The organism is Maribacter hydrothermalis (assembly GCF_001913155.1).
Taxonomy (GTDB): domain Bacteria; phylum Bacteroidota; class Bacteroidia; order Flavobacteriales; family Flavobacteriaceae; genus Maribacter; species Maribacter hydrothermalis.
Genome location: NZ_CP018760.1, coordinates 3,569,093 through 3,595,705, shown reverse-complemented (window position 1 = coordinate 3,595,705; position 26,613 = coordinate 3,569,093). Strand labels below are relative to the sequence as shown.

The 26,613-nt window shown below is 33.6% G+C and carries 30 protein-coding genes; 16 read left to right on the top strand and 14 right to left on the bottom strand.

What is annotated here, in order from left to right:
* Nucleotides 1-6 precede the first annotated feature (6 nt).
* Together BTR34_RS15435 and BTR34_RS15430 are read left to right on the top strand one after the other, a co-directional pair.
* Nucleotides 7-390, top strand: coding sequence for a DUF6326 family protein (locus BTR34_RS15435; RefSeq protein WP_068483223.1), 384 nt, complete (start codon nt 7-9; stop codon nt 388-390).
* A 255-nt stretch (nt 391-645) separates the two neighbouring features.
* A complete protein-coding gene (locus BTR34_RS15430) occupies nt 646-1,671 on the top strand; it encodes an adenosine deaminase (protein WP_068483226.1) in 1,026 nt (341 codons plus the stop codon).
* A gap of 612 nt (nt 1,672-2,283) precedes the next feature.
* Here BTR34_RS15430 and BTR34_RS15425 read toward each other — a convergent pair.
* Nucleotides 2,284-2,862 (bottom strand): TetR/AcrR family transcriptional regulator, encoded by a 579-nt coding sequence (locus tag BTR34_RS15425; protein ID WP_068483230.1) that lies wholly within the window; start codon nt 2,860-2,862, stop codon nt 2,284-2,286.
* Between the two features lie 122 nt (nt 2,863-2,984).
* On the opposite strand from BTR34_RS15425, the gene BTR34_RS15420 reads away from it, so the two are divergent.
* The 5 genes from BTR34_RS15420 (at nt 2,985) to BTR34_RS15400 (ending at nt 8,559) form a co-directional block, all read left to right on the top strand.
* A complete protein-coding gene (locus tag BTR34_RS15420; protein WP_068483233.1) occupies nt 2,985-3,986 on the top strand; it encodes an aromatic ring-hydroxylating dioxygenase subunit alpha in 1,002 nt (333 codons plus the stop codon).
* Between the two features lie 142 nt (nt 3,987-4,128).
* Nucleotides 4,129-6,792, top strand: a complete 2,664-nt coding sequence (locus BTR34_RS15415; protein WP_197496141.1) for a M14 family zinc carboxypeptidase — start codon at nt 4,129-4,131, stop codon at nt 6,790-6,792.
* A 105-nt stretch (nt 6,793-6,897) separates the two neighbouring features.
* Nucleotides 6,898-7,296: a GlcG/HbpS family heme-binding protein gene (locus BTR34_RS15410; protein ID WP_068483239.1), complete on the top strand. Its 399-nt coding sequence runs from the start codon at nt 6,898-6,900 to the stop codon at nt 7,294-7,296.
* Between the two features lie 170 nt (nt 7,297-7,466).
* Nucleotides 7,467-8,408, top strand: a complete 942-nt coding sequence (locus BTR34_RS15405) for a DsbA family protein (RefSeq protein ID WP_068483241.1) — start codon at nt 7,467-7,469, stop codon at nt 8,406-8,408.
* Nucleotides 8,365-8,559, top strand: coding sequence for a hypothetical protein (locus BTR34_RS15400; RefSeq protein WP_068483244.1), 195 nt, complete (start codon nt 8,365-8,367; stop codon nt 8,557-8,559). The genes BTR34_RS15405 and BTR34_RS15400 overlap by 44 nt, the downstream gene beginning before the upstream one ends.
* A gap of 60 nt (nt 8,560-8,619) precedes the next feature.
* On the opposite strand, the gene BTR34_RS15395 is transcribed toward BTR34_RS15400, so the two are convergent.
* Nucleotides 8,620-9,873 carry an FAD-dependent oxidoreductase gene (locus BTR34_RS15395; protein WP_068483247.1) on the bottom strand — a complete coding sequence of 418 codons (1,254 nt, stop codon included), beginning with the start codon at nt 9,871-9,873 and terminating at the stop codon, nt 8,620-8,622.
* 144 nt (nt 9,874-10,017) lie between these two features.
* Between BTR34_RS15395 and BTR34_RS15390 the strand changes: the two genes are divergently transcribed.
* Nucleotides 10,018-10,431, top strand: coding sequence for a 6-pyruvoyl trahydropterin synthase family protein (locus BTR34_RS15390; protein WP_068483252.1), 414 nt, complete (start codon nt 10,018-10,020; stop codon nt 10,429-10,431).
* 57 nt (nt 10,432-10,488) lie between these two features.
* Here the strand turns inward: BTR34_RS15390 and BTR34_RS15385 are convergent, their stop codons facing one another.
* Nucleotides 10,489-11,250: a CDP-alcohol phosphatidyltransferase family protein gene (locus BTR34_RS15385; RefSeq protein WP_068483254.1), complete on the bottom strand. Its 762-nt coding sequence runs from the start codon at nt 11,248-11,250 to the stop codon at nt 10,489-10,491.
* A gap of 259 nt (nt 11,251-11,509) precedes the next feature.
* Between BTR34_RS15385 and folE the strand changes: the two genes are divergently transcribed.
* Together folE and BTR34_RS15375 are read left to right on the top strand one after the other, a co-directional pair.
* Nucleotides 11,510-12,208: a GTP cyclohydrolase I FolE gene (folE, locus tag BTR34_RS15380; protein WP_068483257.1), complete on the top strand. Its 699-nt coding sequence runs from the start codon at nt 11,510-11,512 to the stop codon at nt 12,206-12,208.
* A 232-nt stretch (nt 12,209-12,440) separates the two neighbouring features.
* Entirely contained in the window at nt 12,441-12,965 is a 525-nt protein-coding gene (locus BTR34_RS15375) for a glutathione peroxidase (protein ID WP_068483260.1), read from the top strand.
* Between the two features lie 121 nt (nt 12,966-13,086).
* On the opposite strand, the gene BTR34_RS15370 is transcribed toward BTR34_RS15375, so the two are convergent.
* On the bottom strand, nt 13,087-13,578 hold the full coding sequence (locus BTR34_RS15370) for a CIA30 family protein (protein WP_068483262.1): 492 nt from the start codon (nt 13,576-13,578) through the stop codon (nt 13,087-13,089).
* 60 nt (nt 13,579-13,638) lie between these two features.
* The gene (locus BTR34_RS15365; RefSeq protein ID WP_068483264.1) at nt 13,639-14,064 is read right to left on the bottom strand and encodes a hypothetical protein; all 426 of its coding nucleotides are present in this window, start codon (nt 14,062-14,064) and stop codon (nt 13,639-13,641) included.
* Nucleotides 14,065-14,238: 174 nt separating this feature from the next.
* Between BTR34_RS15365 and BTR34_RS15360 the strand changes: the two genes are divergently transcribed.
* Nucleotides 14,239-14,601 (top strand): DoxX family protein, encoded by a 363-nt coding sequence (locus BTR34_RS15360; RefSeq protein WP_068483267.1) that lies wholly within the window; start codon nt 14,239-14,241, stop codon nt 14,599-14,601.
* A gap of 7 nt (nt 14,602-14,608) precedes the next feature.
* Here BTR34_RS15360 and BTR34_RS15355 read toward each other — a convergent pair whose 3' ends face one another.
* A complete protein-coding gene (locus BTR34_RS15355; protein ID WP_074472149.1) occupies nt 14,609-14,962 on the bottom strand; it encodes a DoxX family protein in 354 nt (117 codons plus the stop codon).
* 37 nt (nt 14,963-14,999) lie between these two features.
* Nucleotides 15,000-16,490, bottom strand: a complete 1,491-nt coding sequence (locus tag BTR34_RS15350; RefSeq protein ID WP_068483273.1) for a cryptochrome/photolyase family protein — start codon at nt 16,488-16,490, stop codon at nt 15,000-15,002.
* A gap of 131 nt (nt 16,491-16,621) precedes the next feature.
* Here BTR34_RS15350 and BTR34_RS15345 point away from each other — a divergent pair, with 131 nt between their 5' ends.
* Nucleotides 16,622-17,071 carry a DUF4199 domain-containing protein gene (locus tag BTR34_RS15345; RefSeq protein WP_068483275.1) on the top strand — a complete coding sequence of 150 codons (450 nt, stop codon included), beginning with the start codon at nt 16,622-16,624 and terminating at the stop codon, nt 17,069-17,071.
* A 409-nt stretch (nt 17,072-17,480) separates the two neighbouring features.
* On the opposite strand, the gene BTR34_RS15340 is transcribed toward BTR34_RS15345, so the two are convergent.
* From BTR34_RS15340 to BTR34_RS15315, 7 genes are all read right to left on the bottom strand, one after another.
* Entirely contained in the window at nt 17,481-17,609 is a 129-nt protein-coding gene (locus BTR34_RS15340; protein ID WP_068483277.1) for a DUF2256 domain-containing protein, read from the bottom strand.
* The gene (locus tag BTR34_RS15335) at nt 17,606-18,238 is read right to left on the bottom strand and encodes a flavin reductase family protein (RefSeq protein ID WP_068483280.1); all 633 of its coding nucleotides are present in this window, start codon (nt 18,236-18,238) and stop codon (nt 17,606-17,608) included. Before BTR34_RS15335 ends, BTR34_RS15340 begins: the two co-directional genes overlap by 4 nt.
* Before the next feature lie 382 nt (nt 18,239-18,620).
* Complete coding sequence (locus tag BTR34_RS15330) at nt 18,621-19,736, bottom strand: FAD-binding domain-containing protein (protein WP_068483283.1); 1,116 nt, start codon at nt 19,734-19,736, stop codon at nt 18,621-18,623.
* Nucleotides 19,736-20,023 (bottom strand): TIGR03643 family protein, encoded by a 288-nt coding sequence (locus tag BTR34_RS15325; protein ID WP_068483286.1) that lies wholly within the window; start codon nt 20,021-20,023, stop codon nt 19,736-19,738. Before BTR34_RS15325 ends, BTR34_RS15330 begins: the two co-directional genes overlap by 1 nt.
* Nucleotides 20,024-20,029: 6 nt before the next feature.
* Nucleotides 20,030-20,431 carry a DUF2452 domain-containing protein gene (locus BTR34_RS15320; protein WP_068483289.1) on the bottom strand — a complete coding sequence of 134 codons (402 nt, stop codon included), beginning with the start codon at nt 20,429-20,431 and terminating at the stop codon, nt 20,030-20,032.
* Between the two features lie 18 nt (nt 20,432-20,449).
* Entirely contained in the window at nt 20,450-20,611 is a 162-nt protein-coding gene (locus tag BTR34_RS18835; RefSeq protein ID WP_157483785.1) for a Lacal_2735 family protein, read from the bottom strand.
* A 564-nt stretch (nt 20,612-21,175) separates the two neighbouring features.
* The gene (locus BTR34_RS15315) at nt 21,176-21,502 is read right to left on the bottom strand and encodes a phosphotyrosine protein phosphatase (protein ID WP_068483292.1); all 327 of its coding nucleotides are present in this window, start codon (nt 21,500-21,502) and stop codon (nt 21,176-21,178) included.
* A 124-nt stretch (nt 21,503-21,626) separates the two neighbouring features.
* Here BTR34_RS15315 and BTR34_RS15310 point away from each other — a divergent pair, with 124 nt between their 5' ends.
* The 4 genes from BTR34_RS15310 to BTR34_RS15295 are packed head-to-tail and all read left to right on the top strand — an operon-like array spanning nt 21,627 to nt 26,613.
* A complete protein-coding gene (locus BTR34_RS15310) occupies nt 21,627-22,418 on the top strand; it encodes a type IV toxin-antitoxin system AbiEi family antitoxin domain-containing protein (protein WP_068483294.1) in 792 nt (263 codons plus the stop codon).
* Nucleotides 22,415-23,206: a nucleotidyl transferase AbiEii/AbiGii toxin family protein gene (locus BTR34_RS15305; protein ID WP_068483297.1), complete on the top strand. Its 792-nt coding sequence runs from the start codon at nt 22,415-22,417 to the stop codon at nt 23,204-23,206. Before BTR34_RS15310 ends, BTR34_RS15305 begins: the two co-directional genes overlap by 4 nt.
* The gene (locus BTR34_RS15300) at nt 23,207-23,815 is read left to right on the top strand and encodes a hypothetical protein (protein ID WP_068483300.1); all 609 of its coding nucleotides are present in this window, start codon (nt 23,207-23,209) and stop codon (nt 23,813-23,815) included.
* A 50-nt stretch (nt 23,816-23,865) separates the two neighbouring features.
* Nucleotides 23,866-26,613 carry a class I SAM-dependent DNA methyltransferase gene (locus tag BTR34_RS15295; protein ID WP_068483303.1) on the top strand — a complete coding sequence of 916 codons (2,748 nt, stop codon included), beginning with the start codon at nt 23,866-23,868 and terminating at the stop codon, nt 26,611-26,613.

Below are 26,613 nucleotides of genomic sequence, written 5' to 3'. Positions count from 1 at the left end.
AACAGCATGAAAACGAAACAGCTACAAAGTACACTTTGGATATTTTTAACCGCTAACTACCTTTTTTGCGATGTATTCTCCATTTATAATTCCGTATTTCTAAATCAACTACTTACAGGTGAGGTAGATGGTATCCAATTTAACGAGGAATTCCTTCTAAAGTTTGCGATAATTATGGAAATACCTATGCTCATGATTGTGCTATCCACTGTTCTTAAAAATAGGTTGAATAAAATACTTACAATAACTGTCGCCGTTTTAATGCTAGTGGTTCAATTTGGTAGTTTAGTTACTGGGGACAATATGCTGCATTACATTTTTTTTAGCGTTGTAGAAATATGCACTTTGGTCGCAATCATAGGTGTCACAGCAGCTAATAAACCCCTTTAAGGCCTTTACCAGACAAATGAGGTTAAATATTTGCAAGGGTCAGCGCAATTAAATCTCCATTATCAAGTAAACAACCTCAGGGCAAGGCCATGAGGTTTTTATAGGAAGAAATATCTTAATTTTTAGTCAAACCTCGGAGCACTTATATCTCGATTATCGAGTAAAAAAATTTCTAAATACGCAACAGGGTACAAAATCTACATTACCACGCGAATGTGTAAATTTGTAAAATAATCCCTCAACGTACAACACAAAATGGAATCATCAGAACTTAAAAATATTATACAAGGCATTCCAAAAGCAGAGCTGCATTTACATATTGAGGGAAGTTTTGAACCGGAGCTTATGTTCAAAATAGCTCAACGAAATCAGATAACCTTACCGTACAAATCTATAGCATCGTTAAAAAAAGCCTATAAATTTAATAATCTTCAGGAATTTTTAGACATCTATTATGCAGGCGCACAAGCACTGTTACACGAACAAGATTTCTTTGATTTAACCTGGGCGTACTTAAAAAAAGTGCATAGCCAGAATGTAATACATGTAGAACTATTTTTTGACCCACAAACACATACGGATAGAAGGGTTCCTTTTCCTATTGTTATTACCGGAATACATAAGGCATTAGAAAAAGCAAAAAGTGAATTCGGTATCTCTTACAAACTAATTATGAGCTATTTACGTCATTTAAGTGAAGAAGAAGCCTTTAAAACATTAGAATCATCGCTCCCCTTTAAGCATATTATAGACGGTGTAGGTTTAGACTCATCCGAACTAGGAAATCCGCCAAGTAAGTTTCAACGTGTATTTAAAGCATCGGCACAACAAGGATATCAACTAGTAGCCCATGCCGGTGAAGAAGGTCCGTCAGCCTATATTTGGGAAGCGTTGGACCTGTTGAAAGTAGTACGCATTGACCATGGAAATAGATGTTTAGACGACGATGCATTGGTAAAAAGATTAGTGGAAGAAAAAATCCCACTTACCCTCTGCCCTACTAGTAATGTTGCATTAAAAGTGATACAGAAAATGGAAGAGCACCCAGTATCAGAAATGCTAAAAAAGGGAATTATAGCCACCATACATTCCGACGACCCTGCCTATTTTGGTGGGTATATGAACGAAAATTATTATGAAACCGCCAAAGCCCTACATTTAACTTTAGACCAAATTCAGCAATTGGCCGTAAATGCATTTAAGGCTAGTTGGTTAAACGCAGATGCTAAACAAAAGCGCATTGGTGAGGTTAAGGATTATTTTGCATCGTTAAAAAAATAGTATACGCTATCTTTCATTTTCAAGAAGAAAAGATACTCTCGTAATTTGGGCTTATAAATTTTGTTGAATTTACCCATTTAATTCCGTTTAAAAATATCCTTACCCCAACAATACGGTTTCCCGTAAGTACGGTATAGTTTAATGTATAACCTCTGAGAAAATTATTTATTGAAAAGTATAATCATCTGTTACTTTAGCTAAACAAACATTTTATAATTATAATGGCATTATTTTAACTTTCAGTACTTAAGTCGCGCCTTGTTTTACAAAACTCCGCAGAGGTAGACAAGACATATAAAAAATACCGGAAATACTTTTCAAACCCCACCATACAAGACAATATACGCAGCTCAAAAGGAGAAGAATATCGGGGTATATTTTTAACCGAGTTGTTCGTGAATATATTGAACTACACCCTAAAGACTAAGGCAAACTATACTATAATTTAGTTGCAGAATACAAGGACCAAAATAATTTGTGCAAGGCAGATGGCGACATCTTAGACAATGATATTGCCATTGGTGTTATTGAATGAAAAGGCACCATGACCAAGGACTTGGAAAGCATACGTAAACAGGCGTTCGATTTATCAAAAAACTATAGTGCTCCATATTAATTTTTAATAACCGCAGCGCTAATAAAATTAGTCAACTCTAGTTCTATAATTTCAGAATTTATTTTTGATTGAGGATTAATATAACTAAGATAAACCCAACGAAGGCTAGACAGTATTATTTGTGTTGTAATTTCTACATCTATTTTTCTAAACTCTCCATTTGTGATTCCTTCTTGAATAATTGTTTTCACTTTGTTTTCAAACCCTTCACGGCGATTCAAGAACTCATGAAGTCTTGGTTCTTTTAAATTACGCCATTCATTGGCAAGCAGAGCTTGCTCAAAAGGTCTTCTAGCTGTAATTTCAATATACGAAGTTACTACTAGTAGTAACTTTTCTTTTGAAGTATGGGTCGATGCTACAATAAAATCAATTGAATCTTGAAACTCATCTTGAATACTGAAAAGAAAGGTATCTAGTAAAGACTGTTTTGAATCTATATAGTTGTAAACATTGGCAACATCAAAATTAAGCTCATGTGCAATATCGCGCATGGTTGTTGCTTTAAAACCTTTTTTATGAATTAATTGAAGAGCTACTTTCAAAAAGCGTTCCCTTTTTGTTCTTTTTTTCATTTGTATAAATATACAATTAGTCCAATAACCAGAAAATTAAGACACATTTGTTTATTAAAAACAAATGGATATATTTACATCAACAGTTGTTGATGTAAATATTAATACTAATACTACCACTTATGAACAATGCTAAAATTGTATTTCCAGAAAAACTTTATGCATGCTGGCATCCAGTAGGATATAGCAATGAGATAAAGGCCGATACTCCATTTGGTACTTTTCTTTTAGACGAAGCCGTGGTTGTTTGGCGAACCTCTGACGGCGAGGTACATGCAATGCGTGATGTATGCATCCACCGAGGAACTGCTTTGTCTTTAGGGTGGATAAAAGACGATTGTCTGGTTTGCCCCTACCACGCTTGGCAATTTGACAAAAAAGGTACCTGTGTAAAGATTCCGCAGGATCCGGACGCGAAAATCCCTAGTAAGGCAAAAACCCCTAGTTATCATTGCCAAGAAAAATTCGGATTGGTATGGGTTGCCTTAAAAGAACCGGTTTATGATCTTCCTAATATACCCGAGTACGAAAACGCTGATTGGAAATTGGTAAATACAGGGCCATTCGATTGGAATAGCGATAGCTCCAGACAAGTAGAAAATTTCACTGATTTCGGTCACTTCCCGTGGGTACATCCTGGATTACTAGGAGATCCTGAGCGACCAAAAGTGCCTGATTGTAAAGTGACCGTGAAAGATTCGGTCTTACATTATTCCGTGGTACGGCCCGAAGCAACCAATAGCGATGACTTTCCCATTTTTGCAAATGACGATGTGGTACAACCAGAGAGAAGAAGTGTGTACGAACTGCATTTACCCTATACTATTGTACTTCGCTTAGGATGGGGTAAAGAAAAAGGCATGGTCTACTTTTTTACCTCACAACCTATCTCACAAAATAAATGTCGTGGTTTTTGTATTATCGGTCGTAATTATGACCAGGATGAGCCAGACACAATTTTACAAGAATTTGAACAAGTCATTTTTGATCAAGACAAACGTATTGTTGAATCGCAACGACCCGAGCAAGTTCCCTTCGACTTCACTGAAGAGCTACATTTAAAATTCGATGCAGTGGCGATGAATTATCGCCGTGCCATGAAAAAACAGAAATTGAGTTATTAAAAGAATTGGTAACTTGGTAAATACCATAAATAACTAAATATCAACAAATTATTTTTGGATGATTGCAAACCAATTTGTTGGGTTGGTTTTAAAAAATAAAAGTGAAAGTTGTAAAAATATAACGTATTTAAAAACCGTAATAATGGGAAACAAAAAATATAACCAGAAACAGATTCTAAGATTAATCTCATTTACTATTCTAATTTTCAGCTTTTTAGCAAAAACTAATCTTTACGCGCAAAATATTCCCTCACCGGAATCTGTATTTGGCCATGAGGTAGGGGCTACTTACCATTTAATCAATTATGAACAGTCTATAGATTATTTCATGAAATTGGCAGAGGCTAGTAACCGGATGGAAATAGTGCAAGTAGGACATACCAGTGAAGAACGACCTTGGTACATAAGCGTTATTTCAACCCCACAAAATTTAAAAAATTTAGAGAAATTTAGAGAAAATAACATGCGGATTGCTCATCCCGAAGGTTTGAGTGAGGAAAATTTAAAGGAGTTGATTAAAGACCAGCCCGTTTTTATAGATATAAATGGAGGTCTACATGCAGGTGAAATAGCAGGTTCTCAACACACCAATCAATTTGCCTATGAATTGATGACCATGAACCAAGAGGAGTTTAAATATTTCTTTGAAAATACAATACTAGTGTTATGGCCTACCTTAAATCCTGACGGACAAAACATTGTTGTGGATTGGTATAAGGAAATTAAAAACACCGATCATCCTACGGCACCGCTCAACAAGGTGTATCAAAAGTATGTAGGACATGATAACAATAGAGATGGGTATATGTTGAATATGCAAGAATCTAAAGTACTGGCTCATACCTGGCGTAATTGGGAACCGGAAATTCTTCATGTTCATCATCAACAAGGTCATAGTTCCGAACAAACAGATTATCATAGAATATGGCTTCCACCTTTTGCATCTCCAGTAGGGGTCCATACCCCTCCACGAATTCTGCGAGAAATGAACACTTTAGGAATGCAGATGGCTCAAGAATTAGAAACAAGGGGCCTTACAGGTGCCACACATTTAGGCGAAGCATATGATGCCTACTACACGGGTTATAATGATTATATAAATATGTACCATAATACCATTGCTTACTGGACAGAGGTCGATGGCGGTCAAAATCAATGGGGTGAGCCCTATAAAATTGCAGAGGAAAAAGTTTTGGAAAAATTAGGGACGTTCCGTGCTCGAAATTTATTGGTAAGTCCATGGAAAGGTGGTCAGTGGAATTTGAGCGATCAAGTAGAATACATGGTGGCGGTAAATTATGGTGTGTTGAAATACGCGAAAAATAACCGAGAAGATATTCTCTATAATCGATATAAAGCGGGCATGGAGACCATTGAGAATTATCCTGAAGCATCTCCCGCTGCTTATATAATTCCTCAAGAGCAAGATGACCCAAACAATGCTGTTACTATGTTACGTAGATTAGCTTTTAATGGGGTAAAAATAAATCAGTTTACAAAGGAAACGACCATAGGAGAATTATCTTATCAGGCTGGGACATGGGTTATTCCTACGAATCAAGTATTTGGAAATCTTGTTCCAGAAATTTTAGGCATCCAGGAATATCCACATATTATGCAAGGCGATGAACTAAAAGTTCCTTATGATGTAGCCGGCTGGACATTGCCCTATTCCATGGGAGTTGATGTTCACCCGATAGCAGATCCTCTATCAGACAAAACGGTTCAAGCAATGACCCCTGTAAAAGGTGTGCCAACGAAATGGGATGCGAACAAAAAAGCCGAATTTACTGCTAATGCCGTAGCCGCAGGAATAGTCTCTCCCACTAAGGCAATTGAAGGTTCCGGTTCTTTTTTAGTTTTAGACCCAACGGTAAACCATTCTTATATTTTGATCAATCGAGCTTTAAAGAATGGAGGAAAAGTGACTCATCATAAGAACGGCTATAACTCCCGTTCCAATGGTCAGTACATAGTTTCGGGTATTGATAAGAATACGTTGAGCACATGGGTAAAAGAACTAAATATACCAGGGCAGTGGACAAAGACAAATTCCGGTAAGTCGTTAAACCGACTTCGAATTGGGCTTTATCAACCTTGGCACGGTAGTCTTTATGATGTAGGTTGGACCCAATGGCTACTTGAAGAACATGAATATGATGTGGACCTACTCTATAATAACGCTTTTAAGGATGGCAAAACGATTAAAAATTATGATGTTGTCATCTTCCCTTCAATAGGTACCGCTAGACGTGGGGGCGAGAACAAGGATAGTTTTATTCTACATGGATATTCTAAGGATGAAACACTTGAAAAGTATGCCGGAGGTATTGAAGAAGAAGGTGTAAATGCTTTAAAGTCTTTTGTCGCAGATGGAGGGAAGTTGGTTTTTTTAAATGAGAGTACCGAATTCGCTATTAAGCATTTAAACCTACAGGTCGAAAACGTAGTTAAAGACAAAAACCGTGGTGATTTCTATGGTAGCGGTTCATTATTTCGTGCTAAAATCAATCAAGATAATGCTATCATGAGCGGTGTTTCCAAGGAAACGGACATTTATTTTAACAACAGTCCCGTTTTTAAGACAAAAAATGGTTTTCAAGGTTCAGTTCTCGTGAGTTATCCTGAAACCGCTACTATTCTTCGTTCGGGTTATTTAACCGGAGAGGAACATTTAAAAGGAAATGCCGCAGCTTTGCAGATTAATCAGGGTAAAGGTTCAATTGTCTTGTTCGGTTTCAGTCCTCAATGGCGCGGTCAAACCTTTGGCACCTTTAAGATGTTGTTTAATTCCTTGTACCATTAAAGTAATTAAAAATTTATAGCATTCAACACCTAAAGATATCACAATCCTGAAATGGTAAAAACAGTTTTCAGTTTGAAAATATACTAACAATTAGAATAGTTCATTATGAATATTACATTAGAACAAGCAGAAAAAGCAATTGCAGCAGCAAAAAAAAAATCTACAGCAATAGATACTAAAATGAACATTGCAATCGTCGATTCAGGAGCTAACTTGGTAGCATTTGGCCGTATGGACGGTGCATGGTTGGGTTCACTCGACATCTCTATTAAAAAAGCAAAAACTGCTAGGTATTTTGACATGAACACCGGATTAATTGGCGAATTATCTCAGCCAGGCCAACCATTGTTTAATATTGAACACTCAAATGATGGATTGATTACATTTCCAGGAGGCGTTCCAATTAAAAACGCTTCAGGCAAAATTATCGGAGCTATTGGGGTAAGTGGAAGTTCAGTAGAAAATGACCATACTGTAGCAGTAGCAGGAGCAACGTCCCTTTAAAATTTAGTTTTATTTTGCGAAGAGGATAACTAAAATTAGTTATCCTTTTTTTACTCCCTATTTTTTAAGAGCCATTTTACATCTAATGACACAAGAATTGAATTTCTTGTTTATTTTCGATTTGGCTTTTTGATATTATTTCTAGTTGATGCAATTAAAAAGAAGAAAATATGAAAATCGAAACATCAGAAAATAATCCGCTTTTATGCGACATAGAAACCGGCATCTGCAAAACATCTGACCAAAGTACGGATACCGTATTACAAAGTGACATGCAATCCACTAAGAAATCCATTACGGTAATTTACTATACAGACCCCATTTGCTCATCCTGTTGGGGAATAGAACCACAATTACGTAAACTAAAATTGGAATATGGCAATTCTATTACAATAGAATATAGAATGGGAGGGTTATTGCCCAATTGGAGTTACAATAGCGGAGGTATTGGAAAACCATCGGATGTGGCAAGCCATTGGGACGAAGTGAGTGTGTATTACGATATGCCCATTGACGGAGATTTATGGTTGATAGATCCTTTAGAATCATCTTATCCACCATCCATTGCATTTAAAGCAGCACAAATTCAAAACAATGAAAAAGCAATTCTATTTCTTCGGGAAATAAGGGAAATGGTTTTTCTTCAGAAGAAAAATATTGCCAAATGGGAAAATTTGGCTATTGCTGCTAAAAATGTTGGACTACATAGTGAGCAATTGAAAAGTGATTTTGAAGGGGCAGCAAAAGTACTGTTTGAAGAAGATTTGAAATTGGGAAAAGAATTGGGCGTACGAGGATTTCCAACCTTATTCTTTATTGACGATTCGGGAAATAAAGAAATTGTTTATGGTAGCAGGCCCTATGCTTTTTATGAAATGGCCATTCTAAAATTGGACCCTAATGTTACAAAAAGTGAATATGTTAAAAATTGGGAAACACTCTTTTCTTTATATCATTCGCTCACGGCAAAAGAGTACTCAGAACTTTCGGGTACTCCAAGAATCGAAAGTGAAAATTTATTGAATGAGCTTTCCAACGCTGGTACATTGAAAAAAATGACAATAAAAAATGGTTCTATTTGGAATTATAACGGCATTAACAAGAAAAGATGAGTTTGGGTGGTTGGACCTCTTTGAAGAAAACAAACAAAAAGCACAGGCCTTACAAACCCAAATTTCCCAAACAGATACGGCAATTGATACTATGGTATACAAGTTATACGGCTTAAAGTACGAGGAAATAAAGATTGTTGAAAATAGTTAATAGTACTTAATAATGCTTTATTATCATACGGCTCCAGTCTAAAAATAGCGCTATAAATTCTTAACGTTTGGTATTTGTAATTGCTTCTACGACACCAAGCGCAGCCATTTCCCCAGCAATCATTGCTGCATTAAGAGAGCCATTAAGTAAGGTATCACCTGCAAGAAAAACACCTGTATTTAAACGGGTTTCCGAAGGTAACATATCATATTGCAAATTGTTCAGTACTGGCAATGAATTAGGAATTTTGTAGTGTTTAATAAAACTGCAGGATTCTATTGCGCAGTATCGCTTTAATTCTTGTTGCACACGCTCAATAAGAATTTTAGTTGGTAGGTTTTGATTATCAACTATCGTTACAGAAAGTAACTCTTTAGAATTTTTAGAAATAGTCCCAAGACTTGTAGGATAAAAAATAGAATTAATTAGCGATCCATTTACAGGAACAAGACCTATTAGCGGTTTATTGATTACCCGCTTTGTTGTTTCAAAATAGATAGTATCTGACGATTTCCATTCCGTTTTTTGATTTTTTAAATTGGGAATTAAGTTACTAGCTTCCGTAGCTACTATGGTATAGTCACTTGCTAACTTTTCACCATTTTCCAGTTCTATTTGTCCGTCTAGTACAGTTGCCACTTTCGTGTTAAATTTAAACACCGTATGGTTTAAATTTTTAGCTAACTGTTTTGGAATAGCACCTATTCCCGCTTTAGGTATAGTAGCATAACCTTCTCCGAACATCTTATAAACAAACTCAAACATTCTGCTGGATGTATTTAGTTTGTTTTCAAGAAAAATACCGCTAAAAAATGGGGTAAAAAAGTCTTCGATAATTTCGTTGGAAAAGCCTAATTGCCTTAAATACAATAATGTAGTTTGCTCATTTTCCGAAAATATGGACGACAATGATTTTTTCTTTAATCTCCTGTTTAGCTTTAGTATTTTAATTTTATCGGAAAAATTTCCTATCCCAGAAAATAATGTAGAAAATAAAAAAGAGACATCTCTTAAAGGGTCACCAATGGTCAACTCTTTCCCATATTTAAAAATAACGGCACCAGGTAGGAATGTTTGCAATTCTAACGAATCAAAATCAAGATACTTTTTAGCTGCTGGGTATGCCGAAAGTAATACCTGGAAACCGTGATCTAGTTGATAACCATCTACGATAGCGGTTTTTACTCTACCTCCAACGCTATTGGTAGCTTCAATAATCACAGGCGAATATCCATTTTGTTCAAGAACGGCAGCGGCAACCAGTCCGCTAATACCTGCGCCTACAATATGTACTTTAAGATTAGAATTTTTCATTTTATTGTAATTGGTACTCCACACTTTAAAAATACAAAACTAAGCTTTTTAATTTATGTTTAACAAATTTTATAAAATAGTAAACAATAATTAAAATACTTTTACGACCAAGAATATATTTTACAACTATAACCCCCTATATAAATGAAAAAGATTGCGATTGTAAGGTGTGAACATTTTAATGCAGCACACCGTTTACATAATAAGGAATGGAGTGACGAAAAAAACAAAAAAATTTTTGGCAAATGCAACAACCCCAATTACCATGGTCATAATTACGAATTAGAAGTAAAGGTAATTGGTTTATGTAATCCAGAAACGGGTTATGTAATAGACACCAAGATTTTGTCTGACCTAATAAAAGAAAAAATCCTGAATAGGTTTGATCATAGAAACCTTAACCTAGATACCGAAGAGTTTACAAATCTTAATCCTACGGCCGAAAATATAGCAATAGTCGTTTATAACATTTTAAGACCAGAAATTGAATCTCAATTTGATTTAAAAATTAAACTATATGAAACACCAAGAAACTTTGTGGAATACCCTTATTCATAAAATGAGTCTTGAAAATAGAGCATGGTATAAAGCAGTCTTAAAATAATATGATCCAAACTACAGTAGTTTTCGAATACCAATAAAAACAAAAATCAGTATCGAGTACCACAAAAAGAAAGAAAAAATAAATTCTTTAAACCCTAAAACGAGCATAGCACTGATAACAAAAAGCTGAAAACCAAGTCCAAATGTAGATACCCCGGTCATTAGTAATTTAGGGAATCTTTTACTTTTAGCAGCTGTTGGGTCCAGTCTATAAATTGTTTTATCAAAAACCCCGTAAAGCACTTTATAAATTCTAAAAAGCAAGTTTACATTTTTTTGCTTTTCCCCTTTCATAGCAATGGGACAATCAATTTCAAATACCCTACTCGTTGTATCGCCATTTAAATTATTTCTTAAGATAACGTAATAGTAATTGTATAAAGTACCTTGTAGTTGAATAGCTAAAAAGCCAAGAAAACATGAAATAAAACTAGCTTGTGAGGAATACCAAAGCGCAGTAAAAATGAAAATATTTAAAATAATATCTGCAATAGAATCTAGATAGCGACCCGTATGCGAAGGTGTTTTTTTTACCCTTGCCAATTCTCCATCAGCAGCATCCAAAATAGATTTAAAAATTAAAAAAAAAGCAGCTCCCCAGTAAAGTTCCAATAAAATAAAAACAATGGCCAGTAAACCCGAAATGATAAACCAAATGGTGACATCTATAGGAGTAAATGAAGTTTCTTTTAGTGAATTAGCAATAGATTTTCCAAAATACCTCCCATAATCCGAAAGGTCTAAAAATCTATGTTCTAAAGGTAATTTGGACATACTATATTTTTAAATCTAGATTTTTACCTTATCAATAACCTCTTTGTTAATGAACCATTTTATTAAAAATAAGTATACCATAGCTTACTAAATAGTAAAAGCACAAAAGTATTAATTTTGTTTAATTATTATATTATTTAATTAAACAAAATTGTAAATTTGAATACGATAGTGAGACTTCTTTTCTAGTACAAAAGAACGCACTACAAGCGTATAACTATTTTAAAGCACAACAAACTATATTTTTACTTAATACAAGATGAAGTTAAAAACAGAAAATACAGCACTTACCAATATTAGCACAATTAGCGACCTTTCTATTGATGAAATAGGAGAAGATCACTTAAATACAGGTTTAGAAACACCAATGAAACCTAATGCACCTTTTTTAAGTGACATAGAAAAAAGAGAAAAAATTTCTGAATTATTCGGTCAAATTATGGATGTAATGGGGCTAGACCTTACAGATGATTCATTAAAAGGTACTCCGAATAGAGTTGCCAAAATGTATATTGAAGAGCTTTTTTCGGGTCTAAACCCGGCAAATAAACCAAAGGTTACCTTGTTTGAAAATAAATATCGATATAATCACATGCTAGTTGAGAAAAACATTAGCTTTTATTCTAATTGTGAACATCATTTTGTTCCTATTATAGGAAAGGCACATATTGCATACATCTCATCCGGTAAAGTAATAGGACTATCTAAGCTGAATAGAATAGTACAATATTATGCAAAGCGGCCACAAGTACAGGAGCGACTAACAAACCAAATAGCGGCAGAATTAAACAAGGTATTGGATACCGAAGATATTGCAGTGATCATAGACGCAAAACATTTGTGTGTTTCTTCTAGAGGAATCAAAGATGATACTTCTACGACTGTAACGTCATTTTATGGTGGAGTGTTCAATACCCCAAACAAAATTTCTGAATTACAGAATTATTTAAACCAATAGCAAACAACCTCGGGGCAAGCCGCAAAGCATTTAATTCAAAAATTAATTAAGTTTTCACTTAAGCGTCTGGGTATTTAAATCTCGATGATCGAGCAAAAATCAAAATAAATGCATAAGTTAAACCCTAAAATATAAGCACCCAAAACACGCTCTTTATGATTGCATAAATTAAATCGTTTACCAAAAAATAATGAAAGACTCCAAGATGGTGACCTTAAAAATATAAATAGCTATGAAAACAACAGATAAAGCAAAATTGCCAACAAGAGCTGCTACAAAAATAAAAAAGAAATCTATTTATGATATCGCTATAAAGAGCTTAACCGGCCAACCAATTTCATTGAACGATTTTAAAGGGAAGAAGATACTCTTTGTAAATGTGGCCTCCGAATGCGGATTTACGAATCAATATAAGGAACTTCAAAAGCTGAGCGATATGTATGCTGATAAACTCGTGGTCATTGGTGTTCCCTGTAACCAATTTGGGAAACAAGAGCCTGGAAGTTCCTCGCAAATTCAAGAATTTTGTGAACTGAATTTTGGTATTACCTTTTTACTAACAGAAAAAATAGCTGTAAAAGGCAGTAAGCAACACCCATTATACCAATGGCTTACAACAAAAGAACTAAATGGTAAAAAAAATTCTAGTGTAAAATGGAATTTTCAAAAGTATTTAGTTGATGAACAAGGAAATTTAATTGATTACTACTACTCCATTACCAAACCTATAAGCTCAAAAATTACAAAGCACTTGTAATTACTATAATTATTTAAAGATTCCTTTAGATTTTGAAATAGAATCGCATAATGACCGCTCTTATTTCTGAAGGGAGTCTATGTTCACTTTATTAAGTATTACTAAACACAAACTACAGCAACTATTTTAAAACGATAGAATCAATTTCTAACTTAAAATTCTCTTCTTTTTTATTCCCAATTAAAAATGCAATTTCTTCAATAGATTCTTGATCATAATTTGAAAAATTGAGCTTACGCCCTCTAAATGCCGGATACATAGAAGCTAAAGATACCGTTATAGTTTCCCAATCTTTTGAAGTATTAAAAAAACTTATGTAAGCATAATCATCAGTTGTCTTACTTTTAATTCTGAACTGATACGTTTTTCCATCACCTTTAACCTTCAATATAATTTTTGAATATTGTTTGGTACCTATTTTATTAAACCGATAGCGCAACAAAGAAAACCCACCATTGTTTTCTAGTGAAATGTCACCTTCAAAAACACCATTCCCTTCTTTATTTAAAGTGAATTTTCCTGATGATTTACCACCCATGACCACGTCATCAACAATGGTCCAATGATTAGTATCACTTGTTATTTTAAAATCAAAAATAGGTACTGAAGTCATAATTACTAAAGGTATATTGAGTAGAATTATTTGCGGTTATATTTACTTTGTTTACTAGTACTACGAATCATAATAGGTTAGGTTTAAAAAGTTATTTTTAAAATCACTCATTTTATCAATAAACTTTTTATTATCAAGGTAGTTCCTATTTCTAGAAAATTTTATAAAATTTCCGTTGGAGTGGATACTGAACGTTTGCGTATTATAATTAACTAAACGATAATACGGAATTATCCAAGAATAACGGTCAAGTCCTGGCGAAGAATGCACTACAATGCCTTTTGGTCGTAGCTCAATATTTGAATAATTAATGGCAATTAGTTGCAGATTTTTTGGTCGCAGTTTTGTGATTAATTCTTTTATAATCAACCTACCGGAACCTATAACACCGAGCTTTAACATTTCGGAAAAAGAAAAAGCTTCACCTACTACCCGTACACTTTCTTTAGTATATTCTTTATGAAGATAACTGGTATTAAATAACATGCCTTGTTGTGTTTTAAAATTTTTAATATTTCTACTATAGATTTACAGATATTTGTTTAACAATTTACATAAAATAATAAACAAAATTAGTATTTTTATAACGGAAAGTGATTACACTTAACTTTTCAATGATATATAAATTCAAAAAATAGAAACCAATAATAATTGTAGGATATGGATTATGTAATTAGTGCTCTTCAAGTTATCGTAAGTATAAGTATTTTAAACGTATGGCTAGTTCAGAATAAAAAACCGACACGTTGGCGTGGAGGGAATGCAACCACAATTATCGAAGAATTTCACGTCTACGGTCTGTCTACCGGAATCTGCTATCTTATTGGCTTTCTTAAGGTCACCTTAGCCATCTTACTTGTTTTATCAATATGGCATCCATTTTTAAAACAACCTGCAGCTTTAGGATTGGCAGCACTTTTAACCGGTTCTATACTTATGCATATTAAAATAAAAGACCCCTTGATCAAATCCTTACCTGCAGCACTATTTTTAGTAATGTGTCTTTTTATAGCCTTTGTATAAGTATAACTTAGAATAGCATCTTGTAATATTCTATACAAATATATAGATTAATGAAAGCGAATATTAAAGATGGCATAGCTAGCATTAGACTGTCTTTAATTTTAATGCGTACTGCGAACCCTAAGATCATTAATACTGTTAACCCGGTAGAGGCGATAAAAACCAAAACGGGTGAAAAAAAGAAACCATACAATAAACCACTAGCGCCAAGTAATTGCAAATATCCCGTTAATAACCTACTTTTTTTACCGAGTCCAAACCTTATAAACTCATGTACCATGTGTTTAGAGATTAAACAATTTACACCATAGAAATAGAAAGCACTACTAGATAGAAATACGGCCATGCCTAAGATATTCATAAGAAGGTAATTTTCAATGATCCTATTTTCATAGTTTTTACGAGTTTAAAGTTTGTAAAAAATTTTCTGCATTTTCTAAATGCGTTTGCTTCTTATCATTGGATAATTTATCAAACATATGTACTAACATGCTTAAGCGGGGATTAGACAGAAAGAAATCGCGATGAGTATGCATAAAACGCCAAAAAAGACCATCCCAGGTCGCTTGCCATTCTCCTTTCATATAATCGCTCATTTTCATCAGATAGTTACTACCGCTTATATAAGGTTTAGTTGCCATTAAACCACCATCTGCAAATTGGCTCATGCCATAAATGTTCGGTACCATAACCCAGTCATAGGCATCGATAAAAAGTTCCATAAACCATTTGTAGACTTCGTCCGGATCAAACTCACATAACATCATAAAATTACCTAGCACCATTAGGCGTTCAATATGATGACAGTATCCCGTTTGTAAAACCTTTTTTATCGTTTGATCTATAGGAGGAATACCGGTAGTACCATTATAAAATGAGTCAGGAATTTTCTTTTTAAATTTCCAGAAATTCGTCGTACGCTGTTCGTTACCCCTAGCTTCATAAATACCTCTTATAAATTCTCGCCAACCAATAATTTGACGCACAAAGCCTTCGGTAGAATTAACAGGCACCTTATTTTGTTTAGCATAGTTCAAGCAAATATCAATAATTTCTTTTGGAGTAATTAAGCCTACATTAAGCATAGGTGTTAAAACACTGTGGTTTAGTATTGAATTTTCGGCAACGATAGCATCTTCAAATGCGCCAAAGTTTATAAATCGCTCCTCACAAAATTGATCGAGCCATACTTTAGTGGCCTCAAAACTAGTTGGATATAAAGAATGTTCCGTAATAGTTCCCAAATGAGTTAAAAAGTTCTTTTCCACATAAGCTTTAGCTTCTTTGTAATAATCATCCGCATCTGGAAATTGAATAGAAGGAGGTGTTTTCTTAGCTGGATATTTCTTTCGATTTTCAGAATCAAATGTCCATTTACCACCTGTAGGTTTATCATCCGCTTCAATTAGTATATTTCGTTCTTTTCGCTGTTCCGTGTAAAAAGTAGTTTGATGATATTTCTTTTTACCCGTTCTAAAAAAACTAGTCAATAAGTCTTCTTTGTTATTTAGAAACAAGGGCGAGTTATAAATTGTAGTTGATATATCGTTATCTAAACACGCTTTTTTTATATGTTTTTGTAGCCAATTATCTGTAGGGTCAATATAATTGATATGTTCAACACCTTTACTTTTTAATTCAGGAATAAGTAATCGAATGTCAGAATTATCTGCTATGGCTTCAATATAATGTACCTCCAAATTTTTATTTTTTTGAAGAAAATTTGCATATCTTTTCATAGTTGCTCTATGAAAGGCAATTTTTTGTTTGTGAAATGGATAGTGCTTAAAGAATAAATATTCCTCAATTAAGTAAACAGTTGTGTTTACTTCAAAAATTGGAGATTCTTTAAATAATTGGTGTGGAAATACGAGGTTTATTTGTTTCATTTTGAATGAAAATACGTAAAAATATAATTTTGTTTATTTTTTTTGATATATCTTTAAACAAAGATAGCGATTCCTATTTTGGCAAGCATAATAGCAAGTAGTTTTAATCATAAATTTATACCTAAAAAGTCATGAGAAATTTCAGTTTACCTATACGTTTTGGATTAGCAACGAGTGGTTCCTTAATTGCTTATTTTTTAATCTTATCCTTGATTAACCTTCATACCCAAGTTTTTTATAGTCTATTCAACGTAGTAATTACAGGATTTGGAATTTACGAGGCGATAAAATATCGGGTTCTTGAAGAAGGTCAAAAATTTAATTATGCCAAAGGATTTTCTACGGGATTAATTACTGGTTTTATGGGCACCCTTATATTTACACTCTTTTTTGCCTTTTATGCAACTGAAATTAATACAGATTTTTTAACGCAACTCTTTGAAAATAGATTCGAAAATTTAAATCTTGAAGGTATGGTATTCTTTACTGTTGCAATAATGGGAATTGCCACGACGTTGATTCTTACGCTTACTTTCATGCAACTTTTTAAGACATCAAAGAATCTAAACAAAAAACAGTAAATAACCTCGGGACAAGCCCGCGAGGCATTGAATTGAAAACATAATTAATATTTCGACGCATGCGTCGGAGCATTTAAATCTCGATTATCGAGTAAACTCCTTTAGGGCCAGCCTATGAGGGATTTATCGGAAGAAATACTTTCATTTGGAGGCAAACCTCGGAGCTTTTAAATCTCGATTATCGAGTAAACTACCTAACGGCCAGCACACAAGGCTTTAAATCAAGATTTCGATAGTGAGTAAAAATTTTTAATTTTCTATTATCAGGTGAACTTTTAAAAACATCCCAAAATAGGCACAAAGTATTCTTAAAATGGGACCTTAATTTTTTGGAGCAAGCCTATAAACAATAAACTTTCGATTTTAATATAATAGCGTGACCGGAAATTTGAAGTTATCTTTAATTTATTCATTTATTTCTTCTACAACGTTCACTACAATATTTTACCTCTTCCCAATTCTTTTCCCATTTTTTTCGCCAGGTGAAGGGTTTCTCACATACGATACATATTTTTTGAGGTAGGTGTTGTTTCTTCATTCTAAAAATTTAGGCACTTCATGTATTCTTACAAAAGGATGTTTTTCAAGTTTCTTTAAAGAATAATAAGTATTCAACCCCGAAACACCAACGCTCTTTGTAAGCTCTAAATTAATATCATCATCAACAAAAGAATTTTTAGGTAACATAACATGATCAATTTCGCCAATTACCAAAAAGGTACCGTTTAGCTTAATTTCTATCGCCTCTTTAAACAGCACACCCATTTTAAATGTACTTTCCTTTACAAAAGGTGCTTGGAAACCTTTAGTATACTCCTCGGTTAATTTACACTGTTTAAATTCTGATAGGTGTGCCTCAAACTTTGCTGAGGTATAATGGGCATTTTTAATAAATTCAGGATGCACATGGTTTATCGTATAATGTCCGTTTTCTTGAATATTCCTTAACGTATGGCCAACTTCAGAGGTTTGTGGTCTAGAGATAAATCCCACAAGAGCGGGGTCACTACCTATATGAACTACTGAGTTAAAGATAGCCAAATTAGTAGTTCCGTTAGTACCAATAGTCCCAATAAGATTTGCAGATTTTATACCCGAAATAGCATTGAATAATTTTAACCTTGTAATACGGTCCATGTTTTCTATAGCTTCCTTGGTATACATCATTTAGTTTTTATTTATGTGTTTATTCACTATTCGTTTTTTGTCTATTAATAAAGAAATACGCTTTTTGTGTCCCATATTTTATCTCTTGTTAAACCTGGCCTTCTTGTAATTTCACGATTGGGAAAGGGTAATCCATGGCTATAGTTTATACACAAAATAGCGACCCTTCTATTAAAAGGAGCCAGTATTCTATTTAATGTTAAGATAGAAAGATAAATAAACTGTAAATATCTTGGGCTAGTAATGGAATATTCAACAAGTGAGTGCTCACACAAATATATAATACGATAAGGGATACCAGAAAGCCCAGCCTTAAATAAAAGCCGATGGTCTTGCGATTTAAAATCACGTTGTAACCAAACAATATTTAAAGGCTCCTTGTTCAAAAATGAATTTGCTTTTTACATTTTTTCCAAAAAGCAAAAAATGAAGGGTAATAACCGTGAACATTAAACATCCAATCCCTAGGTTCTTCAATACCATTATAGTGTTTGTTTAGCGGATGCTCTTTAAAATATATATTTAGGTGCTTATAATCACATAGTAGCTCATTAAATTCGCCTACATATATTTGAATACCTGTTATATTCTTAGCAAGATTTAAAATAAAATCTATCGTGTTTTTAGAAATAGGATACTGATTAAAATGTGATGGCTCCAATATAAAAATACGATTTGCCGATATGTCATTTTTCCAAATAGGATCTAAATTGTAGAAATTATAAATACAAGTGGGTAATTCTTCGTTTACAACGATGTTCGTTTTTGGTGGTAATGATGAAATACAATTAAAGACTTCGGTAGTTTTTAAGATTTCAGGTACGTCTAAGCTTTCGAATTCGTCATAAGAAACATCCAAAAAAGTATTGGTTTGGTTGCTGTAGCAAAAGGTGTTTATATTCTCTTGATTTGCATAATACTTTTTATTGCTATTAGCACCTGCAACCCATTGCCAGCTAAGAGCATTACTTGCCCAATCTGCATCTAATAAATAATAGTACATCCATTGCGCTGGAGTTTTCCAATGATTTTGAGCAATATTACAAGCAATAGATGCCAAATACATACGTAAATGATTGTGGATATATCCTGTAGTGTACAATTGGTCTACAGCATTATCAATAACTTTTATTCCCGTATTTGCATGAACAATGGCACTGGATATATTAGTCGTATGTACAGGTGTTTGTGCTTGTTTTATATCCGTGTTTATGGCGTCACCTTTAGCGATCCATACTTGTTGCCAATAATCTCGCCAAGCAAGTTCCTGGATAAATTTCATACAAGGCCCAGGGTGAAAGCCTCTGCTTAATAATTGTTCATATACAAATTTTGTAGAAATTACACCACGCGAGATATAGGGTGATAAATAACTTACCGCACCATCAATATAATTTCGTGTAGGTCCATAATTAATAGGATCAATTGCTGCAATTCTATTTAAAATAGCCCCGAAATTAGTAGGAAAATGAACAGGAGTATGAGTTGCGAACTTCATTAACGCTTACTTATTTTATTTCCTGAAATGGCACGTTGCCTGGTGCATTTAAAACGTGTGATTTCATCACTTCGCTTTTTTAAATGCTTACTACTAACACCACTATTAACGCGTTTGCGCCAACGCTTAAAACTAGATTCTTTAAGATTACCTCGCATAATTTTAATTACCTCTTTTTCAGGTATTTTAAATTGAAATAATAGTGCTTCAAAAGGTGTGCGATCTTCCCAAGCCATTTCAATAATGCGATCTAGTTCTCGCTCTGTAAATTGTTTTGTGTCACCCATTTTAATCTATAATTTCTCCCAAATTTGGTCTGCATTAAAATAAAAACTACCAATAAAATTAAATTTACACTGTTCTGGTTCTATAATAGAAAGAAAGGATTCCCCATTCTCTTTCTTGTATAAATGATATAGTTCGCCTACAATAGGTTCAAACGAAATAGTTGCATTCAATACAAGTTTGTTGTATTGGAACTCCTGCATCATTGTTTCGTACTCGGCCTTAAGTTCTAAGTATTTTGTTTTGTACTTGTGATTTATTTTATTGATACTTCTATTTTTCCAAGCAATAGTATCGGTAGGTGTTATTACTGGTGCACCAACAGAAGTTGCATAGGGTTTAAGAGCTGCATCATATTTTTTGGACTCATTATTGAAAACTACAGTATCGGGTTTTTTATCCTCTGCCATTTTAAATAGAACTTAGTATCACAGCTTTTCCAGCTGTTTCATTATTTCTTCTGCTTCGAAAGTTTTTTGGTCGCTCATCTTCCTATTTGTAGTAGATAAAGTGTGCGCTTCTTTTAAAAGCTTTTCATATTGAGTTTGTAATTTTTCTTTCTCTGTTTTCTTTTTGAATAATCCGAACATAGTTGCTTTCTAATATTTAGAAATTAGTTTCTAGAATTTAATAGTAAAAATACAAAATGTTTAATTAATTTTAAATAACATTAAACAAAATAATTTTTAATTTTTAATGAATTAAACATTTCCCTATTCCTTTATGAAACTTTCCGTCATTTGAAAACAATCAGTATTTAAAAATTGGATATTAAATACTTTAAATGAAGACAAAAAAAAGCCTGTAAACATATTGTTTACAGGCTTTGAACAGAATTTAGAAATTCCTATGCGGAGAAAGAGGAACTAACCAAAATCTCATTTTGCCATTGTTTTAAGGGCTTAATAGCCGCATCAAATTATACGTCCACCAAATATGCCCCTATTTAACAAAAGTTTGGGAGTATAGGCAGTTTTATACTATCCATGGGTTCAAATCGGCAGAAAAGGGAGCAAATTATATTTTTCAAAGCCCCTTTAAGTCTATTTTGTTCAATCATGACTTCTAATCTATAGATCTAACCAACAATATATTACCACTATACTGGTAGATATCACAGTTTAAGGCATGAAACGACCATTATATTGGTAGTTTTAAAGCATGATTCTCTCGTCCAAAATCTTTAATAGCCCTTTGTCATAATATCCATAAATATCTGGAATGTTTAAAACCGTGACTTTCGTATAATATTTCGACCCAGTATGCTTTTGAATCTGGTCAAGATGTTTCTTTTCCATAGCATAGACTTTATCAGCCCACTCTAATAAAACTTCAGTTAGTTCAGTCGTACCTTCTTTTCTGCAAATTTTACTATTTGTTCCTGCGCTCAAAAATTCGTGTTCTGGAAATTTTGAAGCAAAGTAATCCTCAGCCGTTTTAGAGCGTTGCTTATTTGCGGAGCAGATGAAGAGGATTCTCATATTAAATTGATATTATTTCGTGTTAGTAGGCAATCCTTAATATTGATTAAATTTAAATATATTATAGTAAAATAATGAGATTAATACCATAAAGTGGTATCTTTCTAAAAATATTACTTTTGAATTGGATATTTCAGACTACATAAAGCAATTACAATCGGTTGAAGAGTACTCATTTTCCTGGGATGAACTTATACAAAAGTGTCATAAAACAGAAACTGCTTTAACGCGAGAGCTCTCTCGATTGGTAACAAAAAAGGAAATTATAAATCTAAGAAAAGGATTTTACCTAATCATTCCACCAAGATATTCAAAACAAGAACAGCTTCCTATACAATTATTTGCAGATAAACTTTTTAACTATTTGGATAGTAAGTATTACCTGGGCTTTTATTCCGCTGCAAAATTTCACGGTGCAGGACATCAACAAGTGCAACGGGAATATGTGATGACGGATAACCAATTTCCTAACATTAAAAAATCATCGCTGGACATCCATTTTTTTACAACTTCAAAATGGCCAACAAAAAACATTTTAGAAAAAAAATCGGACGCAGGTATTTTTAAAATTTCAAGTCCAGCGCTAACCGCTGCAGATTTAATTAGTCATCAAACTAAGTTGGGTGGAATTAATAGAATGTTAGCCATTCTAGAAGAGTTATCAGAAGAGATTACCGTTCAAGACATAAACGACTTATTAAGTTGGTATCCTCACAAAAGCACCCTACAACGTTTTGGTTTTTTGTTAGAGTCAGCACTACAAGTTGAATCTAATTTATATGTACCAATTATGGAATGCTTAAAGGCATCAAAATACTATCCGGTGTTATTGAGTCCAAAATCAAAAGAGAGACCTGGAGCCATTAATAATCACTGGAAAGTTGATGTGAATATAAAACTGGAAAACGATTTATGATTCCAAAGCCCTACATAGCAAAATGGCAAAAACAAGCCCCTTGGAAACAGTTTTATCAAGTAGAACAAGACCTTGTAATTAGCAGAGCATTAGTAGAAATTTTCTCTGATAATTTTCTAAGAGAAAATCTAGCCTTTAGGGGTGGAACTGCTTTGCATAAATTGTATCTAAATCCTGCGCCAAGATATTCTGAAGATATCGATTTGGTTCAAATTAAAGAAGGTCCAATAAAACCAATAATGCAACGTCTCAATGAAGTCATTACATTTTTTGAAGAAAAAAGAAGCACTAAAATCGGAGGACATGGAGCAAAAGCATTATATCGTTTTACTTCTGAATATGAGGGTATTAGACTGCGCTTAAAATTAGAAATTAATTGTAAAGAGCATTTTAATGTACTACCATGGGTTGAATTTCCTTTTGAGGTGCAAAGCGATTGGTTTAAAGGAAGCGCTAATATTCGAACGTACAACATCAATGAACTTTTAGGTACTAAGCTTAGGGCATTATACCAACGTAGCAAAGGTCGCGATTTGTTTGATTTAGATTATTCTAGATTGAATTTGAAATTAGACCATGATGCTATCATCCAATGCTTTAATGAATACATGAAGTTCTCCGTGGACAAAACACCAAGTAGAAAAGAGTTTTTAATGAATATAGAGGAAAAAGAGAACGACCCTAATTTTACAGGAGATATGGAAGCTTTGTTGCGACCAGAAATTGAATACAATCACGAAGCTGCTTTTGGGTGGCTTAAAAATGAACTAATGACCAAAATAAAATAAATGAAAACTTTAATCACCTTATTTTTTCTAAGTTTTTTAATCCCGTGTTCAGGTTTTCAAAGCCCCGACGACTTCAATCGAAATCTTTCCAGAATCATAGGTGATTTTAAAGAAGCAATAATGGATGAGGACGCGTGTGAAGAGTTAAAAGATGATGCAGAAGACATTGCCGATGAAATAGAAGAGATTTTAAAAGAATCAGAAGACTTTTCTCCTGAAGAAATTTTAGAATTCAAACAACTAAAAACTGATGCTGAGAATATTGAAGATTTTATTGCCGTTGTAGCCGGTGTTGGTAATGCTTTTCCTAAGACAATAGACTTCAAACAAATTAATGGCAAAGTTCACATAGGTATTTATACCCTCGGAAAATATGATTTTTGTGTAGACGTGCAAGTGGCAGAAATAGGAAGTTATAAGGCCTATTTGGTTACAAATAACTCTGCCAATAATGTAAGGCTTAAAATTATTTGGAAAACTGCTAACGGTGCTAGGACAGGAAGTTCTGAAGTTGGTATGATAGGTAATTCTATTCGTCATATTTTAGACAATCGAGATGATTCCTTGGAAAATTTAATTATTCAAAGCATCACATGTACGGAGTTTTAGCTTCCTAGTAATTATATGTTTAAATTAATTAAACGAAGTATTACAATTTTATGAACGCAGTAGAAATAGAAGAAGCAGTATCAGAACTTGCCCTACAGCCCTTTGAAGCTAAAGAATTTCCTTTTCTCTTTTTAGAGGCTTTTGGTAATAAAGATACCACTATAAAGAAGTTAAGAAGCGGTTCTTCTAATAAAACAGATGTTGATGGTGCTATTTTACAACGAAATAACATTCATATTGCAACTTGTAAAAAAGGGAAAGTTTCTGAAACTTTAGATGTACTTCGTAAAAGTCCTTCAACCACTAAAAGTAAAGCAGAATATATTTTGGCAACAGATGGATTAGATTTTCAGGCTGAAAACATATTTAGTGGTGAAACTGTAGCTTGTGAGTATGAAGATTTTCATAATTATTTTGGCTTTTTTCTTTCTCTAGCAAATATTACCACAGTAAAACAAATACGTGAAAGCGCATTTGATATAAAAGCAACCAGTCGTTTAAATAAATTGTATGTTGAGTTATTAGAACATAATCCCGAATGGACAAGTATAGAGCGACGTCCAGACATGAACCACTTTTTAGCACGCTTAATCTTTTGTTTTTTTGCTGAGGATACAGATATATTTAGAGAAGACGACCTTTTTACAGATACCGTTCAAAAAATTAGTGATTCAAATGCATCTAATACTCACGAGGTTATTAGTGAGATTTTTAGGGCGATGGATACTAAACTCGAAAATCGTGATGAAGAAAAAATAAAAGTTTGGGGTAAAAAATTCCCCTATGTAAATGGGGAGCTTTTTTCAGGTTCTATTGATGTGCCTAAGTTTACCAAAATAGCACGTTCTTATTTGTTACATGTAGGTAGTTTAGATTGGAAGCAAATTAACCCAGATATATTTGGGTCAATGATACAAGCTGTTGCAGACGAAGATGAACGTGGTTCATTAGGGATGCATTACACTTCTGTTCCAAATATATTAAAGGTGTTAAATCCATTGTTTTTAGATGATTTACGTGAGCACTTAGAAAAGGCAGAAGATAACAGTCGAAAATTACTAAATCTACGCAACCGTATGGCTCGTATACGTGTATTTGACCCTGCTTGTGGTTCTGGTAATTTCCTAGTGATTGCGTATAAAGAAATGCGTAAAATTGAAAATGAGATTAACCTAAAACGAGGAGAAAAAAATAAAGCAAGTGAAATACCATTAACTAACTTTAGGGGTATTGAATTAAAAGACTTTTCAGCAGAAGTAGCACGCTTAGCATTAATTATAGCTGAATACCAATGTGATGTTTTATATAGAGGTCAGAGTCTTGCACTTGCAGAGTTTTTGCCACTAGATGCCCAAAATTGGATTACAAAAGGGAATGCATTAACAATTAATTGGTTGTCAGTATGCCCACCAATGGGAACTGGAGTAAAATTATTAGGAGACGATTTGTTTTCTACACCATTAGATCAAGCCGAAATAGATTTTGATAATGAAGGCGGCGAAACTTATATCTGTGGAAACCCGCCATATCTTGGCTCTACTTGGCAATCCAAAGAGCAAAAAGCAGATTTAGAATCCATTTTTTCTAAATACACAAAACAATGGAAAACCCTTGATTATGTAAGTGGTTGGTTTATGAAAGCTGCAGAATTTGCTAATAATACTGATGCAGCCTCCGCATTCGTTTCGACTAACTCTATTTGCCAAGGTCAACACGTACCCATTTTATGGCCAATAATCTTTAAGGCTGGACATAAAATAAATTTTGCACATACATCTTTTAAATGGGCAAATCTTGCCAGTTATAATGCGGGTGTAACGGTAATTATTGTTGGAATCTCAAAATCAAGTAGTAATTATAATAGACTTTTCTCCATTAATGATAGCAATGAAACAGTAGAAAAGAAAGTGAATTTTATAAATGCATACTTGATCGATGGTCAAGATGTAATAGTTCGAAAATTATCAAAGCCTCTTTCTGGTGTTGATGAGATGACGTTTGGCAGTAAACCTGTAGATGGAGGAAATCTGTTACTTGATAAAGATGAGCTAACATCCTTAAAACTGAGCCAGACAGAAAAAGTCAAATATGTAAAAAGAATATATGGCTCTTCAGAACTTATATCGGACAAAGTAAGATATTGCCTATGGATTAATGATAAAGATATCGATACTGCAAAACGTATTAGAAAAATTAATGACAGGATAGAAGCTGTTAAAGAAATGCGATTAGCAAGTAAAAAAGCTGCTACTCAAAAGGGGGCAGATTATCCACATCGTTTTGATGAAAAAAGACAAAATGGCAATGAATTATTAATTGTTGTTCCAGCCGTTTCTTCGGGAAATCGCAATATTTTACCTTGTGGTTTTTTAAAGCCTGGTAATATAATCACAAACCGAAATTTTGCTTTGTTTAATGCTGCGTTATGGAATTTTGCAATTATAGTATCAAAATTGCATTATGTTTGGATTGACTCTATCTGTGGCAAGCTCAGAACCGACTTTAATTACTCAAATACACTTGGTTGGAACACCTTTCCAATACCAACTTTGACAAAAAAAAATAAGGAAGACCTAACAACTTGCGTAGAAGAGATATTAATTTCTAGGGAGCGCCATTTCCCTGCAACTATTGCAGATTTATATAATCCAGATAAAATGCCAGAAGATTTACGCCAAGCGCATAAACGCAATGATGAAGTGCTGGAACGTATTTACATAGGTCGTAAATTTAAAAACGATACGGAGCGTTTAGAAAAATTATTTCAACTCTATACTAAGATGACTTCTGAAAAATAA

What these genes read in the sequence shown, in the direction of transcription:
- folE (WP_068483257.1), top strand. Translation starts at nt 11,510, where the DNA reads ATGAAGTTAAAAACAGAAAATACAGCACTTACCAATATTAGCACAATT.
- BTR34_RS15340 (WP_068483277.1), bottom strand. Translation starts at nt 17,609, where the DNA reads ATGAAGAAACAACACCTACCTCAAAAAATATGTATCGTATGTGAGAAA.
- BTR34_RS15365 (WP_068483264.1), bottom strand. Translation starts at nt 14,064, where the DNA reads ATGTTATTTAATACCAGTTATCTTCATAAAGAATATACTAAAGAAAGT.
- BTR34_RS15330 (WP_068483283.1), bottom strand. Translation starts at nt 19,736, where the DNA reads ATGAAGTTCGCAACTCATACTCCTGTTCATTTTCCTACTAATTTCGGG.
- BTR34_RS15390 (WP_068483252.1), top strand. Translation starts at nt 10,018, where the DNA reads ATGAAAAAGATTGCGATTGTAAGGTGTGAACATTTTAATGCAGCACAC.
- BTR34_RS15425 (WP_068483230.1), bottom strand. Translation starts at nt 2,862, where the DNA reads ATGAAAAAAAGAACAAAAAGGGAACGCTTTTTGAAAGTAGCTCTTCAA.
- BTR34_RS15315 (WP_068483292.1), bottom strand. Translation starts at nt 21,502, where the DNA reads ATGAGAATCCTCTTCATCTGCTCCGCAAATAAGCAACGCTCTAAAACG.
- BTR34_RS15410 (WP_068483239.1), top strand. Translation starts at nt 6,898, where the DNA reads ATGAATATTACATTAGAACAAGCAGAAAAAGCAATTGCAGCAGCAAAA.
- BTR34_RS15355 (WP_074472149.1), bottom strand. Translation starts at nt 14,962, where the DNA reads ATGAATATCTTAGGCATGGCCGTATTTCTATCTAGTAGTGCTTTCTAT.
- BTR34_RS15320 (WP_068483289.1), bottom strand. Translation starts at nt 20,431, where the DNA reads ATGGCAGAGGATAAAAAACCCGATACTGTAGTTTTCAATAATGAGTCC.
- BTR34_RS15395 (WP_068483247.1), bottom strand. Translation starts at nt 9,873, where the DNA reads ATGAAAAATTCTAATCTTAAAGTACATATTGTAGGCGCAGGTATTAGC.
- BTR34_RS15295 (WP_068483303.1), top strand. Translation starts at nt 23,866, where the DNA reads ATGAACGCAGTAGAAATAGAAGAAGCAGTATCAGAACTTGCCCTACAG.
- BTR34_RS15405 (WP_068483241.1), top strand. Translation starts at nt 7,467, where the DNA reads ATGAAAATCGAAACATCAGAAAATAATCCGCTTTTATGCGACATAGAA.
- BTR34_RS15400 (WP_068483244.1), top strand. Translation starts at nt 8,365, where the DNA reads ATGGTTCTATTTGGAATTATAACGGCATTAACAAGAAAAGATGAGTTT.
- BTR34_RS15385 (WP_068483254.1), bottom strand. Translation starts at nt 11,250, where the DNA reads ATGTCCAAATTACCTTTAGAACATAGATTTTTAGACCTTTCGGATTAT.
- BTR34_RS15305 (WP_068483297.1), top strand. Translation starts at nt 22,415, where the DNA reads ATGATTCCAAAGCCCTACATAGCAAAATGGCAAAAACAAGCCCCTTGG.
- BTR34_RS15430 (WP_068483226.1), top strand. Translation starts at nt 646, where the DNA reads ATGGAATCATCAGAACTTAAAAATATTATACAAGGCATTCCAAAAGCA.
- BTR34_RS18835 (WP_157483785.1), bottom strand. Translation starts at nt 20,611, where the DNA reads ATGTTCGGATTATTCAAAAAGAAAACAGAGAAAGAAAAATTACAAACT.
- BTR34_RS15415 (WP_197496141.1), top strand. Translation starts at nt 4,129, where the DNA reads ATGGGAAACAAAAAATATAACCAGAAACAGATTCTAAGATTAATCTCA.
- BTR34_RS15435 (WP_068483223.1), top strand. Translation starts at nt 7, where the DNA reads ATGAAAACGAAACAGCTACAAAGTACACTTTGGATATTTTTAACCGCT.
- BTR34_RS15375 (WP_068483260.1), top strand. Translation starts at nt 12,441, where the DNA reads ATGAAAACAACAGATAAAGCAAAATTGCCAACAAGAGCTGCTACAAAA.
- BTR34_RS15345 (WP_068483275.1), top strand. Translation starts at nt 16,622, where the DNA reads ATGAGAAATTTCAGTTTACCTATACGTTTTGGATTAGCAACGAGTGGT.
- BTR34_RS15420 (WP_068483233.1), top strand. Translation starts at nt 2,985, where the DNA reads ATGAACAATGCTAAAATTGTATTTCCAGAAAAACTTTATGCATGCTGG.
- BTR34_RS15300 (WP_068483300.1), top strand. Translation starts at nt 23,207, where the DNA reads ATGAAAACTTTAATCACCTTATTTTTTCTAAGTTTTTTAATCCCGTGT.
- BTR34_RS15370 (WP_068483262.1), bottom strand. Translation starts at nt 13,578, where the DNA reads ATGACTTCAGTACCTATTTTTGATTTTAAAATAACAAGTGATACTAAT.
- BTR34_RS15335 (WP_068483280.1), bottom strand. Translation starts at nt 18,238, where the DNA reads ATGATGTATACCAAGGAAGCTATAGAAAACATGGACCGTATTACAAGG.
- BTR34_RS15360 (WP_068483267.1), top strand. Translation starts at nt 14,239, where the DNA reads ATGGATTATGTAATTAGTGCTCTTCAAGTTATCGTAAGTATAAGTATT.
- BTR34_RS15350 (WP_068483273.1), bottom strand. Translation starts at nt 16,490, where the DNA reads ATGAAACAAATAAACCTCGTATTTCCACACCAATTATTTAAAGAATCT.
- BTR34_RS15325 (WP_068483286.1), bottom strand. Translation starts at nt 20,023, where the DNA reads ATGGGTGACACAAAACAATTTACAGAGCGAGAACTAGATCGCATTATT.